Here is a 13,041-nt window from a genome sequence, read left to right as displayed (position 1 = left end):
GTTACGAGATTACTTGCGTGCGCTGAGGATGCTCAGAGTTCCAGCTAGATCGTCGGGCACATCGGTTTCGATCGCCAGCAACACACTGCGCGCCGCCTCTACGGCAGGCGGCTTCAACGAGGTCAGAAAGGAGATATCGGGCTGGGCCAGCGCCGCTCGAATATCCTCACCGCATAGCGCCGCAACCGTTCCCGCGACGATAGCCAGGGCCCGCTTCCCATCGGAGGTCCGCGCGATGAACCCGCCATCGGAGTGCGCGACCTCGACCAGAAATTCGGCGACCTCCCCATCGGTCACCTCCGCGTCGAGAATCCGAACACCTGACGCCCCGGTCCCCACCGCCCGCACCAGGCCGTCGTCCAAACTCCGCCGAGCCGCCGACGGTGCCGCCAACGAAAGCAACACCGGCTCCCCCGCCACCCCATGCGCCGCCTGCACTCCATCCGCCATGTCTCCACCGTAGCCACGCCCACCGACCCACCCGGGGTCACCTGCGCACATCCAGTTGCTCGCACCGTCCGCCCATCCAGTTGCTCGCACCGGTCCCGTCCGCCGGTCGTTGACTTCTCTACCGACGTCAGGGACGCGCTCGCAGACCTCGGCCGCGTGGACGCTCGGCTTGGCGTTATCGCCTGCCATGAGTCGGTGCAGGCTCGAGCGTGAAACACGGTGCCTACACGGCAGCACCGCCTCCGACCTACGCGGCCGCGCTGATCCCATCGGCCTCGGCGCGCAGTCCGCGCAACCTGCCGAGTTGCACATCCTCCGCCCATTGACATGTCGCGAGCTGCTCGCACGGTCAGCGCGCGGGCGGAGTCGCCGTGGGCGGCCCCTTCGGCCAGCAGGCCGAAGGTCTGCTCGTGGAGGGGCGATCTCGGACGGCCGGGTGATGAGTTCGACGCTCGCGGCCCAGCCCGGCTGAACGACGCCGACGGAAACGTCACTGCGAATACCGGGGCGTCCGGCTACGGGCTGCCCCGCGAATCGGCGTTGAACCGATGAGGCACCCCGACCGTCGACCATCCCGTAGGCCAGGCCGCCGCTGAACCGCCGGCCGCCGATCGCGAGTTTGCAGAACAGCTGAACCGGATGCGGTCTGAGCGAAATGACGTTGGCTGAACGCGGACGTGAGGTCTACGCGCTCTCTTCTGCACGCTCGCGAAGGACTCCCGCAAGAGCTGGGACGCACCGTCGGTGCCGCGACAGGTCGTAATCGAGGGGATTCGATGCTGGAGCGGTTGCGGAAAGCCGGGAGGTAACTTAGCTTAGGGTAACCTAATCGTGCCGCGTGACTCGGAGGTCTGCATGCTGAAGCCGACTGTTGCACCGTCTACCGCTGAGCGGGTCCGCAGTGCATGTGCTCATGCGGAGCAGGCTGTACTGGCGATGCCGGGCATCGACCCGACGCCGATTTCGGTGCATCACGTGCGGCAATGCGGAGATGCGGTGATCGCGGTGCCGACCGCGTCCATGGCGGCGGTATTGGCCGGGAATTCGGGTGAGAGCGGTGCACCGGCGGTGCTGGAGCTCACCGATCACGCGCCGCTGCCACTGCGGGAACCGGTGCGGGCGTTGGTGTGGCTGCGCGGGTCGGTGCGGGCGGTGCCGGCGCAGGCGCTGCGGCCGCTGGCCTCCGAGGTCGCCAAGGATCATCCGCATCCCGACCTGCTCGACGTCGGCTACAGCTCCACCCTGTTACGCGTGGTGATCAACTCCGCGGTGGTGGCCGATTCGACCGGCGCCGAATCCGTCTGCGTCGACGAACTCCGACTGGCCCAACCGGACCCCTTCTGCGCACTGGAATCGGCCTGGCTGCAGCATATGGACGCCGACCACGCCGACATCATCGCCCAACTCGCCCGCCACCTTCCACTCCGCCTGCAGACCGGCGCCGTGCACCCACTGGCCATCGACCGCTACGGCGTGACCCTGCGCATCGAAGGCCACGACGGCGACCACGATTTCCGCCTCCCCTTCAACTCCCCCGCCGATGACATCGAATCCCTCGGCCGCGCCGTCCGCACCCTCGCAGGCTGCCCCTTCCTGAACGGCCTGCGCCGCATCTGATGCGGACCGCCGGCCTGCGCCGGATACCGAAACCCTGCACCGCAACCCGCAGCGAAGATCGCCTGCCGCGACCGTCAGCAGCGACGCACCCCACCGAGCAGACGCGTACCAACCCAACCGGCAGCACCGGACAGGACCACTATCCGGGCGGCCACGCCTCGCCAGTGAAGCGACACCCAGCAAGCGACACTGCACCCAGACCAACCGACCTCAACCGACGATGCGGTCCGCAACGCGGACTCGCTGTTCCAGCGGACTGTTGCGACGGTGGCCATTGCTGCCGGAACCCAGGTCCTCGACATGGAAGGTGTCCGCTTTGGCGCCGCCAGGAGGAGCCGAGGGCAGGATGGCGGCCACGCGTGCCGCCAGTCGCCGCACGTGCCGCGTTGGCTGTCGTGCTGGATGCGGTCGGTGTGTCGGTGTGCCGGGTAGCTGCTGCCGGGTTTGCCCGAGGTGTGCCACCCAGCCCGCTGCCCGTGCTTTGCCCGGATAGCTGCTCGGCGTCGTCGCCACCTCGAACTGCTTACCGAACACGACCCCCACGCCGGGCGGACACAGCGGCCACCCTTCGCCAGTGAAGCAACACCTAGCAAGCGACACTGCACCCAGACCAACCGATCCTCAACCGACGATGTGGTCCGCAACGCGGACTCGCTGCGCCACCTCGAACCGCTGATCGAACAGGCATGTCGGGCGGTGGCGGTGTCGCCGTACCGCCGTAGCCTGCGACCAACAGGTGCCGCGATCGCGACGACAGAACCGCTGATCAATCCGACGCGACACGCACAGCGCACGCCTGAACGGTGCGGGCAATAGATTCGGACGCATGCGTGCTGAGACCGGTGCCGGGGACGAGCCCGAGTTGACCGATCGGGAGCGGCTCGGGATTCGGCTCGAAATCCTGGTCGTGCTGGTGGTGACGTTCGGGCTGAGTGGTTTGAATGCGGCGCTGTCGTTGCTGGAGAGTGCGCTGTCGCCGGGCGGGGTGGGCGGGCAGACCGTGGCGCTGAATCCGACGCGGGCGGCGCAATCGACCATCGACCTGTTGTTTCAGCTGCTCAGCGCGTTGCGACTGGCCGGGTGGGGTGCGCTCGGACTGTATCTGTTGTGGCGCAGCGGGATCGGGCCGCGAATGATCGGTTTGGCCAGGGTCCGTTGGCGTTCCGATGTGCTGCCGGGGCTGATTCTCGCGGCGGTCATCGGACTACCGGGGCTCGGACTGTATTTGATCGCGCATGCGCTCGGGTTCAGCGTGACGATCGTGCCGAGTTCACTCGGTGACCACTGGTGGCGCCTGCCCGCACTCATCGTTTCCGCCTGTGCGAATGCTGGGGCCGAAGAAATCCTGGTGGTGGCCTATCTCATTACCCGATTGCGCAGGCTCGGCTGGTCGGAGAACCGGTCGCTGCTGGCCTCGGCACTGCTGCGTGGGAGTTATCACCTGTATCAAGGCTTGGGCGGCGGGCTCGGCAATCTGGTCATGGGGGTGATTTTCGGCCGGTTCTGGCAACGCACCAACCGGCTGTGGCCGCTGGTGCTGGCCCACGCCACCATCGATGCGGTCGCCTATATCGGTTATACATTGCTACGCGGTCACGTTTCCTGGTTGCCGTAACATCCGCCGGTCCGCGCGGCGAATTCATCGACGAGCGCTCACCCCGAGCGCACCGCTTCCGGCCGCTCGTCAAGCCCCCCGACGGCCCTCGAACAGTAGAGTCTGTGTGATGAACGGCGACGATCCCCAGCGCTACGACCGGATGCGTCGGGTGCCGCAACCCTTCGCAAATCCCGGTGCGCCGTCCATGCCGCCGCAGCGGCGCGAACCACATCCGCCGGGTCGTCGCGGACCCGGCCCGGACCCGAGGCATATCGACCCGACCAACATCATCCGCCGCGACGGATCGGATTCCGCGCCACCACTGGCGTATTCGCAGGTACCGCCCGAAACGCGAATGCCGCCGCGCAGGGCCCCCCAGCCGCCGCAACAGCCGCAGCCCTACCACGAGCCTCGCGGCGTTCCCGGCTATGCGCCGCCCCAGCGGCCGGTCCCATACCAGGAACCGCAGAGCCTGCGCCCGCGCCGCGAGGTCCCCCCGCCACCGCCATCCTCGCCGCCGTCGCGCCGCCAGCGCGAACCCCGCCCGCCGCGTCGCCGTCGCAAACTGCACCTGTTCCGCTGGTTCCTGGTGCTGTTGGTGGTGCTGGTCCTCGCGATTGTCGGCGCGGTCGTCAAACTCGACGGATCGCTCAATCGGATAGACGCACTCGCCAACTACTCGGGCCGCGTCGGCGATACCCCGGGCACGAACTGGCTGCTCGTCGGCTCCGATGGCCGGGCCGGACTCACCGCCGACCAGGAACAGGAACTCGCCACCGGCGGTGAAGTCGGACCCGAGCGCACCGACACGATCATGCTGGTGCACATCCCGAAGTCGGGTCCGACCACGCTGGTCAGCCTGCCGCGCGACTCGTATGTGAGCATTCCGGGCCAAGGCAAGGACAAACTCAACGCCGCCTTCGCCTTCGGCGGTGCGCCGCTACTGGTGCAGACCGTCGAAACCGCCACCGGCGTGCACATCGATCACTACGCCCAGATCGGATTCGGCGGCTTCGCGGGCATCGTCGACACCCTCGGCGGCATCGATGTCTGCGTGCCCAAGGCCATCGACGATCCGCTCGCGGGCATCAATTTGGCGGCTGGGTGCCAAACCCTGGACGGTCCGCAGGCCTTGGGTTTCGTTCGCAGCCGTGCCACCGCCCTCGCCGATATCGACCGGATGAACAACCAGCGACTGTTCATGGCCGCCCTGCTGAAAAAGGTGACCGGCGCGGGCACGCTCGCCAATCCGTTCACGCTGTGGCCGCTGGCCAGCGATACCGCGAAATCGCTGAAGGTCGATAAGGGCGATCACATCTGGAATCTGGGCCAGCTCGGTTGGGCAATGCGCGGCGATACCGTCGCGACCACCGTCCCGATCGGCGGCTTCACCGATACCGATAGCGGAAATGTATTGCTGTGGGATAAGCAACGTGCTGGTCAATTCTTCGACGACCTCGCCAAGGACCAACCGATCCCGGGGGATCTGTTGACCAGGTAGCGTCGGGCCTATGCCAGATACCGATGCCGACGAGCCGTTCCCGGACCTGCTGCGTGACCAGATCCGTCGTGGCTTCACCGCCTCGCAGCAATATCTGGCTGCCGCGGTCTACTTCGATTCGAATCGCCTGCCGCAGTTGGCCAGGCACAGCTACGGCAAGTCCGCCGAACACCGATCGCACGCCCTGCGCATGGTGCAGTACCTGCTGGACCGCAATCTGGAAGTCCAGGTCGGAGGCCTGGACGACGTGCGATCCAGCTTCGAATCACCGCGCGGCGCCGTCGTTTTCCTACTGGAATCCGAGCGGGCCCGCAATGCGCAGATCACCGAATTGGCCAGCACCGCGCGGGCCGCGGGCGACTACCTCGGCGAGCGATTCATCCAGTGGTTCCTCAAGGAACAGGTGGAGGACGTCGCCGGGATGACCACCCTGCTGACCGTCATCGACCGTGCTGCGGGCGATCTGTTCGACGTCGAGGACTTCATCTCGCGCGAGCTGCGTACCACACCGCGCGCCGATATTTCCGCCCCGAGAATGGCGGGGGCGGCCAAGAATTAATTAGGCAACACTAGCCTCAATAAGGCTGCACTTGGATGACACGTGGCATGACCAGCGCTAATGTCGCAATCATGTCCAGCCATCCGGAGTCCCCACGCAGCAAATTCCACAGCCTGCTCCACGATCAGATCCGGCACGAATTCAATGCCGAGCACCAATACATCGCGATCGCGGTCTGGTTCGACAATGCGGATCTGCCGCAGCTGGCCAAACGTTTCTATGCGCAGGCGGTCGAAGAGCGTAATCACGCGATGATGATCGTGCGGTACTTCCTGGACCGGGATATCAGCGTCGAACTTTCCGGTATCGACGCCGCGAAATCGCATTTCGAGAATGCTCGCGAACCGATCGCACTGGCTCTCACCCAGGAAAAGAACGTCACCGACCAGATCATCCAGTTGGCGAGCACGGCTCGCGAAGAGGGTGATTACCTGGGCGAACAGTTCATGCAGTGGTTCCTGAAGGAGCAGGTGGAGGAGGTCGCCAATATGACGACCCTGCTCACCATTGCCGATCGCGCCGGGTCGAACCTGTTCGACCTCGAGGATTTCGTCGCTCGGGAAATGAGTGGTCCCAGCGATGCTTCCGGCGCCCCTTCGGCCGCGGGCGGCAGCATTTAAATTCGCGATTCATCAGGGCCGGCTCGTCGCGACGAGCCGGCCCTGTCGCTGTGTATCGAGCGGGATCGCAACCCCGCGGTCCGCGTAACGGCTTATGCGGCGCTCATGGAGCTGAGCAGCGTCTTGAGCAGCGTCAGAATAATTTCCATGATGGTCCTACTTTCCTCATCTTTCGGTGAGACTTCGCTCACCACCACCAGCTTTCGGTGATGCAGAGAACCTAACCGAGCAACGATTAGAAAGGAGGGTGTTTCACAAAATTATTCGTAATTTTTCAAAATCACCGCAGAGTGACCTGACGCGATCGCAGCCCGTCCCGGGAGCGACGCTCGTCAGCCGAGAGCGGAGCCTCATCGGCCAGTGCCGCCGCCAGGCGTTTCCCGAATTCGATCGCCGGTTTGGTCCACTCGCTGGCATGCATTTCCGGATCCAGGTCGAAGACCGGCACCAGCAGTCCGTGCGTGCGGAACGAGCCCGCGAACCGGGAACCCTCGCCGAGATGCAGTCCACCCGACGCGTGCAGCCGAGCCAGCGCCAGCATCAAATCGTCCTCGTTCTCCGGACGCACCCAGCGCAGATGCGCCTTGTCACCGGCATCGACCCACCAGGCCGCGCCGATCGAATCGGGACCGAGATCCAGTCGCGCGGACGGCATGATCGCCTGCTTGGCCTGTTCGATGGTCGCGGCGACCTGCGGGTCGGGCTGCACGCCCTCGGGCACCCACCAGTCGAAGTCCTGGTGCACGGTCAGTTCCAGCTGTGCGTCCGCATCGATCACATCGGCCAAACGCGGTCCGCCCTCGGCACTTTCGGCCGCGGTCAGCGATTCGCCCGGTTCGGCGGACTGGGTCCACAGGATCGCCGCCGCTATATCGGCGGCCGGATCCGGACCCTGGAATTGCACCTGCGCGGCGACGTATCCGGTCGGCGGCTCGCCCGCCCGCACCATTGCGGCGACCGCTCCCGGCAGTACCGTTGCCAACACGACGGAACGCTCCGCCGCGATATCGGACGACAACGGCAGCGTCGCGGTCGCCGACGGCACGAATTCGCGCAGCGCGACCAGATCACACTCCGCGGCCAGCCCCACGAACGGACGCGAACCGGACTGCGCCGCCTGCAGTTCCAGCGCCGCCCGCCGCTCGGCGAGACGCTGGGCCCGGTTCCCTCCGGGCTTCGGACTATTGCGCTTGCTTTTACCCACGGCAGGTCAAACTACAGTGGCTGGGTTGGATTTGCCGCGCCTGGCGGCGCGGCGTGTTCGCGGGCTCTGTTTAATGGCCGCGGCTCCGCCGCGGCGGGTTCGCGGCCCCCTGGTGTCTCGCGTCCGAGCCGTCGAGACTCGCGACTTCGTCGCATGCGCTTCGACGGCTCGGACGCGAGACGGGCCGCGAACGGTCGCTCGTAAGACCCGCTCCGTTGAGATCGGTGATAGCGGGGCGTTCGGCACCTGGTGCGCGGGTGCTGGATGGTGGAGACTCTGACTTCGTCGCATGCGCTTCGATCGTTCGGACACGAGACGGGCCACGAACTCCTCGCTCGTAACCCTCGCTCCGTCGTGGTCGTCCCAGCAGGTCGTTCGGTTCGCTCGCCCAGCGAACCGATTCGACTCAGGCGGGCGCGAGCAAGGCCTTCGTGCGGGCCGGGTGGTTGGTCGCGACCCAGCTGACGCCCAGGTCGGCGCACAGGCGCACATCGTCGGGATCTTCAACCGTCCAGCAGTAGGTGGCGCGGCCAGCGGCGGCAGCCTTGTCTACGAGGTCCGGATGGTCGCGCAGAGTTTTCACCGAGGGACCGACGGCGGTCGCGCCGACCGTGGTCGCGGCGCTGCCGCCGAGGTAGCGCGATGATTCGCCGAGCAGGACCGTCGGCAGCAGCGGTGCCGAACGTCGGATGCGCCAGACCGCGGTGGCCGCGAAAGACATGACGACGGCGCGGGAGTGATCGGCGGAGGCCGGGGTGGCGATGCCGAAGCGCTGGAGTTCGGCGAGTAGCTTGTTCTCCACCAGCGCGCCGTAGCGCACCGGATGTTTGGTCTCGATGAAGAGCTTGGTCGGCCTGCTACGCCAATCGAGTACCAGCTCGATCAGTTCGCTGAGGGTGAGTACCGCGGCGGGTTTGCCATCGGCACCGAAATCGAGTTCCTTGAGCTCGTCCAGGGTCATTTCGCTGACCAGTCCGGTGCCCGAGGAGGTCCGATCGACGGTGCGGTCGTGCACGCAGACCAGATGGCCGTCCCTGGTCAGCCGGACATCACACTCCACGCCATCGGCGCCCTCCTGCAGCGCTAGCTCATACGCGGCGAGCGTATGTTCCGGGCGCGCCGCCGACGCTCCCCGGTGCGCGACGACGAATGGTGCGCGACTGCCCTGGCTCACTAGGCCGAAACCTCCTCATGCTCACGGTGCGGTGTACTTGTTTCGAGCGCGACGGGCTGCTTCGACGCGCCGCCACCCGGCTGCACCGGTTCGATGACGGGCACCGCGGGATCGACGGCGATCACCCACCGGCGCGCGATCCTGGTGCGGCCGAACAGATCACGACCGGTCATCGACCGATGTACCCAGAGAGTCAGCACCGCGACCCCGGCCGCGACCAGATCGGTGAACGCGGTGAACAGCACACCGTCCGCCTTGGCCTGCAGCGTATCCGCGGTCCGCCACAGCAGGGTCGCCACCGTACAGCCCGCGCCGAGCACCCAGCCCACCCACCAGATGCGCACGGCCCGCAACGTCCGCGGATCCGGCCGCACGGCTACCGCCTCGGTAAGAAAAACACCGGGCCACAACAGATTCACCACCGGTATCAGACAACCGAGCGCGAGCGTCCGGACCAATCGCGGGTCGCGACGGCCGACCGCGGCGAAGGCGGCCCGACGCGTTTCGATCAACCAGCCGAGCATCGCGATCGCGGTGATCAACCCGAGTGCCAGGCCGACCAATGCGGAAAGCCACACCATGGCATCGGAGACGTGCAGCAGCCACGACGGAATCAGTCGGGTGCGGTTGCGCAGCAGGATCAGATAGCGCCCGAGTTCGGCGCAGGCGGCAACCGCGAAAACCGTCGCGGTCGCGATGAGCAGCACACCGGCCCGATTGGTCAGCCGATCCAGCCGACGTTGTGGCGCAGACGCGGACTCGACCGGCGGATCCAGCAGGCCCCAACGTGGAATCTCCCGGTAGCGCGGTGTTTCCACGGGTGGCCGCGGTCGAGATGAACTCAGTTTGCGGCTGCGCTGATCGGGCCGGCGCGCCACCCATCGGTAATTGCGCCGCTCGGCGGGGGCATCTATGGGCGCCGGTGACAACAGCACGCCACGGCAGCGCGGGCACCAGTGCATCGGGGTCGTCTGCACGGCCCAGCGCGCGCCACAGCGCGCACAAGGTTGCACCACCGTACTCACGGTGTCTCCTTTGCGGCATGCCAGGGCCCTTCGTGGTTACGCAGGCTGCCGCCTCCGGGCCTGACGTTCATGCCGCGTGCCTCGCTCTCTTGCCTCAGTAGATCTTCGCCTGGTGATCGCCGTCGGCGACCACTGGTCGACCGGCCCGTTGCCATGCCACCATGCCGCCGCTGACATTGACCGCGTCGTATCCGATGTGCGCCAGGTACTTGACCACCTCGATCGAGCGGCCACCCTGGCGGCAGACCACATACAGCTGGGCGTCGTAATCGAGCTCGTCGCCCCGTGCCGGCACGTCGGCCATCGGAATGTGGATCGCGCCCGGCGCGTGTCCGAGCTGCCATTCGTCGTCCTCGCGCACGTCGAGCAGAATCGCCGCCGGAGCGTCCGCGGCGACACGCTCGGTCTTATCGAATTCGTCCGGGACGGCTTCCACCGGCACCGACGACACTTCGGGGCTCGTCACGCTTCGATCCTGCCATGGGTGGCGCACCGCGGGGGAGTTCCGGCCCCGCTACGCCGGTGTCCCACGGGTACTTCACGGCCTCGACATCGGCACGTTACCTCGGGTATGTTCTGTGCTTCTGGCTCCTGTCCGATGCCCCGCTCCGGGGCCGCTTGTGCATACCTCGGTCGAAGTTATCCACATAATCCACAAGTTGATCCACAGGGCGCAGCTATCTAGCAGCACACTGCTCATGAGCATTGGATATCCAGCAGCTGTCGATCTACATGGGATGATGCGCCGAGTCCGTAATCAGGCGGGCGATCCCAGGAGATTGCTGGAGGAGGTCGCGGTACGAACGACCGATCCGGGACTCCCCTCCTTGCCATCCCGGAGCGGTCATTCGCCGCTGCTTCGGGATCTGAGGCTGTGCAGGTCCCGATATCTACTTGGACGCCGCCCATCGCCGATCGGTTCCAAAAAATTCGAGAACACCAGCGAATAACTGAAATACCGGGTTCGGGCGGGTGCTGTCGGTAGCCTGGGCGCATGGACGTGAGCAGGGGGCTACTCGACGGAATGGATACAACAGCACTCAACACAGCACTCTCGGAGGCCACATGCCTAGGCGTGGCGGTCGATACCGCGGATGCGCGACTGAGCCTCGACCTGGAGGTATTGACGCTTCCGGCCGAGGGACCCGCGCCCGAGGACTACCGCGTGAAGTTGACCTTCACCGGTGTGAGTCGAGTCGCGGCATCGCTGCGCATTCAAGAGTGGGACGATGTGGCGGCCAGGGTGCTGCCGCTACAGCTGGACAATCTGGACGCGGCCATCCGTAGCTTCGGCGGCGGTCGACTGCACGGCTGGGAGTTCATCGATGTGGACGACAGTGGCTGGGTGCACTGGGGTGAACTACTCAGCTTCGACACCCAGATCGACTCGCACGCCGCCACACACGTACTCGAGTTCTCCCAGGAGGAGGGCATCGACCCGCGCGAACTCGACGTGCGAGTGTGGTTCGACGACATCACAATTCACGACGCCAACGGCGCCGAGATCCCGCTGAAGGAATTCATCGCGGGCGGGGTGCGCTGGTGGAAGGCGCATGACGAGGGCGACCCGCGGACTATGCGCGCCGGAATCGTGCCGCAGCTGTAGTCACGCGACCCGCACGCCCGGTCACCGGGTGTGCGGGTCGTGTTCAGGCGCCCAATCCGACCGGGCAGCTGACGCCGGTGGCGTGCACCGGGCAGTAGCCGTCGGGATTCTTGGCCAGATACTGCTGGTGATAGCTCTCGGCGTAGAAGAATTCGGGCAGCGCCCGCAACGGATCCGTGCCGCCGTGACCCGGCAGTTCGTTGATCCCCGTGGTGATCTCGCCGTAGCCCGTCGCAGCCAGCCGTTCGCCGAAGGTCTGCGCGGTGCTGTGGGCGAGCTGCTTCTGCGTCGCGTCGACGGTGAAGATCGCCGAGCGGTACTGGGTGCCGCGATCGTTGCCCTGGCGCATGCCCTGGGTCGGATCGTGGTTCTCCCAGAATTGGCGCAGCACACCGGCGTAGTCGATGACGTTCGGATCGAAGACGATCAGCACGGCTTCGGCATGGCCCGTGCGCCCGCTACAGACCTCTTCATAAGTGGGGTTCCGGGTATAACCCCCGACGTACCCCACCGCCGTGGTGAAAACACCGTCGAGTTGCCAGAACTCCTTCTCGGCACCCCAGAAGCAACCCATGGCCAGCACCGCGATCCGCAGACCTTCCGGAAACGGCGGATGGATCGGCCGACCGTGCACATAATGGGTATCCGATACCAGCAGCGGGTCGAGACGACCGGGCAGCGCTTGCTCCGGCTTCACCATCACTGGCTCGGGAAGACGAATTCGTCCAACTAGTTCGTCGTACCAGGACATGATGCTCACCGTCTCTCCGCCGTCTTCAGGCCATCCGAGTCGAGTGCCGCACGGCCCGGTCTCAGGTGCTGTGTAGGAAGCCTGGCCGACTTTCGGGCGCACCGGGCGAGTTACCCATGTACTCACGAAATCAGTCGTACCGTCAGTTGTCCAGCGCACCGCGCAAGTCCCCCAGCGGAATGTGGGGGCAAGAAGCGCGGTTGCAAACGAGCGGGTGTACGAATGATGGTTGGGTGTGTTCGAGACGGCGAGCACACACGGCCCGACATTAGGAAGGGACATCGTGGCTGAGTACACGTTGCCAGATCTGGATTACGACTACAGCGCCCTGGAGCCCCATATCTCTGGGCAGATCAACGAGATTCATCATTCCAAGCACCATGCTGCCTATGTCGCCGGCGTCAACACCGCACTGGAGAAGCTCGAGGCCGCACGCGAGGCGGGCGACCACGGCGCCATCTTCTTGAACGAGAAGAACCTGGCCTTCCACCTGGGCGGTCACGTCAACCACTCCATCTGGTGGAAGAACCTCTCCCCCAACGGCGGGGACAAGCCGGTCGGCGAGTTGGCCGCCGCGATCGACGACCAGTTCGGTTCGTTCGACAAGTTCCGTGCCCAGTTCACCGCCGCGGCCAACGGCCTGCAGGGCTCCGGCTGGGCGGTGCTCGGCTATGACACCCTCGGCCAGAAGCTGCTGACCTTCCAGCTCTACGACCAGCAGGCCAATGTGCCGCTCGGCATCATCCCGCTGCTGCAGGTCGACATGTGGGAGCACGCCTTTTACCTGCAGTACAAGAACGTCAAGGCGGACTACGTGACCGCGTTCTGGAACGTGGTCAACTGGGAGGACGTGCAGGAGCGCTTCGCGCGCGCCGTCGGCCAGGCCAAGGGCCTGATCTTCGGCTGAGCACTTCCCGCCTCCGAGCCCGCGAACCGA

The 13,041-nt window shown here is 65.8% G+C and carries 14 protein-coding genes; 7 read left to right on the top strand and 7 right to left on the bottom strand.

Annotated elements, in window-relative coordinates:
- Nucleotides 1-9: 9 nt before the first annotated feature.
- Nucleotides 10-450, bottom strand: a complete 441-nt coding sequence (locus tag ACQP2U_RS00465) for a hypothetical protein (RefSeq protein WP_433712835.1) — start codon at nucleotides 448-450, stop codon at nucleotides 10-12.
- A gap of 855 nt (nucleotides 451-1,305) precedes the next feature.
- Here ACQP2U_RS00465 and ACQP2U_RS00460 point away from each other — a divergent pair.
- Complete coding sequence (locus tag ACQP2U_RS00460; protein ID WP_433712834.1) at nucleotides 1,306-2,067, top strand: DUF2470 domain-containing protein; 762 nt, start codon at nucleotides 1,306-1,308, stop codon at nucleotides 2,065-2,067.
- A gap of 210 nt (nucleotides 2,068-2,277) precedes the next feature.
- On the opposite strand, the gene ACQP2U_RS00455 is transcribed toward ACQP2U_RS00460, so the two are convergent.
- Nucleotides 2,278-2,601 (bottom strand): hypothetical protein, encoded by a 324-nt coding sequence (locus ACQP2U_RS00455; RefSeq protein WP_433712833.1) that lies wholly within the window; start codon nucleotides 2,599-2,601, stop codon nucleotides 2,278-2,280.
- A gap of 292 nt (nucleotides 2,602-2,893) precedes the next feature.
- Here ACQP2U_RS00455 and ACQP2U_RS00450 point away from each other — a divergent pair, with 292 nt between their 5' ends.
- The 4 genes from ACQP2U_RS00450 (at nucleotide 2,894) to ACQP2U_RS00435 (ending at nucleotide 6,344) form a co-directional block, all read left to right on the top strand.
- A complete protein-coding gene (locus tag ACQP2U_RS00450; protein WP_433712832.1) occupies nucleotides 2,894-3,682 on the top strand; it encodes a CPBP family intramembrane glutamic endopeptidase in 789 nt (262 codons plus the stop codon).
- 109 nt (nucleotides 3,683-3,791) lie between these two features.
- A complete protein-coding gene (locus tag ACQP2U_RS00445) occupies nucleotides 3,792-5,165 on the top strand; it encodes an LCP family protein (protein WP_433712831.1) in 1,374 nt (457 codons plus the stop codon).
- 10 nt (nucleotides 5,166-5,175) lie between these two features.
- Complete coding sequence (locus ACQP2U_RS00440) at nucleotides 5,176-5,724, top strand: ferritin (protein ID WP_433712829.1); 549 nt, start codon at nucleotides 5,176-5,178, stop codon at nucleotides 5,722-5,724.
- A gap of 71 nt (nucleotides 5,725-5,795) precedes the next feature.
- A complete protein-coding gene (locus ACQP2U_RS00435) occupies nucleotides 5,796-6,344 on the top strand; it encodes a ferritin (protein ID WP_433712827.1) in 549 nt (182 codons plus the stop codon).
- A 280-nt stretch (nucleotides 6,345-6,624) separates the two neighbouring features.
- On the opposite strand, the gene ACQP2U_RS00430 is transcribed toward ACQP2U_RS00435, so the two are convergent.
- The 4 genes from ACQP2U_RS00430 to ACQP2U_RS00415 all read right to left on the bottom strand — a co-directional run bounded on the left by ACQP2U_RS00430 (nucleotide 6,625) and on the right by ACQP2U_RS00415 (nucleotide 10,213).
- Nucleotides 6,625-7,548 (bottom strand): DUF5926 family protein, encoded by a 924-nt coding sequence (locus ACQP2U_RS00430; protein WP_433712825.1) that lies wholly within the window; start codon nucleotides 7,546-7,548, stop codon nucleotides 6,625-6,627.
- 406 nt (nucleotides 7,549-7,954) lie between these two features.
- Nucleotides 7,955-8,722 carry a glycerophosphodiester phosphodiesterase gene (locus ACQP2U_RS00425; protein ID WP_397039972.1) on the bottom strand — a complete coding sequence of 256 codons (768 nt, stop codon included), beginning with the start codon at nucleotides 8,720-8,722 and terminating at the stop codon, nucleotides 7,955-7,957.
- Nucleotides 8,722-9,747: a DUF4328 domain-containing protein gene (locus ACQP2U_RS00420; protein WP_433712823.1), complete on the bottom strand. Its 1,026-nt coding sequence runs from the start codon at nucleotides 9,745-9,747 to the stop codon at nucleotides 8,722-8,724. Before ACQP2U_RS00420 ends, ACQP2U_RS00425 begins: the two co-directional genes overlap by 1 nt.
- A 94-nt stretch (nucleotides 9,748-9,841) precedes the next feature.
- Complete coding sequence (locus ACQP2U_RS00415; RefSeq protein WP_433712821.1) at nucleotides 9,842-10,213, bottom strand: rhodanese-like domain-containing protein; 372 nt, start codon at nucleotides 10,211-10,213, stop codon at nucleotides 9,842-9,844.
- Between the two features lie 528 nt (nucleotides 10,214-10,741).
- Here ACQP2U_RS00415 and ACQP2U_RS00410 point away from each other — a divergent pair.
- Nucleotides 10,742-11,353 carry a hypothetical protein gene (locus tag ACQP2U_RS00410; protein WP_433712819.1) on the top strand — a complete coding sequence of 204 codons (612 nt, stop codon included), beginning with the start codon at nucleotides 10,742-10,744 and terminating at the stop codon, nucleotides 11,351-11,353.
- 43 nt (nucleotides 11,354-11,396) lie between these two features.
- Here ACQP2U_RS00410 and msrA read toward each other — a convergent pair whose 3' ends face one another.
- On the bottom strand, nucleotides 11,397-12,104 hold the full coding sequence (msrA, locus tag ACQP2U_RS00405) for a peptide-methionine (S)-S-oxide reductase MsrA (RefSeq protein WP_433716790.1): 708 nt from the start codon (nucleotides 12,102-12,104) through the stop codon (nucleotides 11,397-11,399).
- A gap of 283 nt (nucleotides 12,105-12,387) precedes the next feature.
- Between msrA and ACQP2U_RS00400 the strand changes: the two genes are divergently transcribed.
- Nucleotides 12,388-13,011, top strand: coding sequence for a superoxide dismutase (locus ACQP2U_RS00400; RefSeq protein WP_040685719.1), 624 nt, complete (start codon nucleotides 12,388-12,390; stop codon nucleotides 13,009-13,011).
- Nucleotides 13,012-13,041: the final 30 nt, after the last annotated feature.

Source organism: Nocardia sp. CA-084685 (assembly GCF_050955785.1).
Taxonomy (GTDB): Bacteria; Actinomycetota; Actinomycetes; order Mycobacteriales; family Mycobacteriaceae; genus Nocardia.
The sequence above is the reverse complement of the archived record's forward strand: the minus strand, read 5'-3'. Positions and strand labels throughout refer to the sequence as shown.

Bases quoted from the DNA above. Each gene is read 5' to 3' on its own strand.
- ACQP2U_RS00465 (WP_433712835.1), bottom strand. From the start codon at position 450: ATGGCGGATGGAGTGCAGGCGGCGCATGGGGTGGCGGGGGAGCCGGTG.
- ACQP2U_RS00460 (WP_433712834.1), top strand. From the start codon at position 1,306: ATGCTGAAGCCGACTGTTGCACCGTCTACCGCTGAGCGGGTCCGCAGT.
- ACQP2U_RS00450 (WP_433712832.1), top strand. From the start codon at position 2,894: ATGCGTGCTGAGACCGGTGCCGGGGACGAGCCCGAGTTGACCGATCGG.
- ACQP2U_RS00445 (WP_433712831.1), top strand. From the start codon at position 3,792: ATGAACGGCGACGATCCCCAGCGCTACGACCGGATGCGTCGGGTGCCG.
- ACQP2U_RS00440 (WP_433712829.1), top strand. From the start codon at position 5,176: ATGCCAGATACCGATGCCGACGAGCCGTTCCCGGACCTGCTGCGTGAC.
- ACQP2U_RS00435 (WP_433712827.1), top strand. From the start codon at position 5,796: ATGTCCAGCCATCCGGAGTCCCCACGCAGCAAATTCCACAGCCTGCTC.
- ACQP2U_RS00410 (WP_433712819.1), top strand. From the start codon at position 10,742: ATGGACGTGAGCAGGGGGCTACTCGACGGAATGGATACAACAGCACTC.
- msrA (WP_433716790.1), bottom strand. From the start codon at position 12,104: ATGTCCTGGTACGACGAACTAGTTGGACGAATTCGTCTTCCCGAGCCA.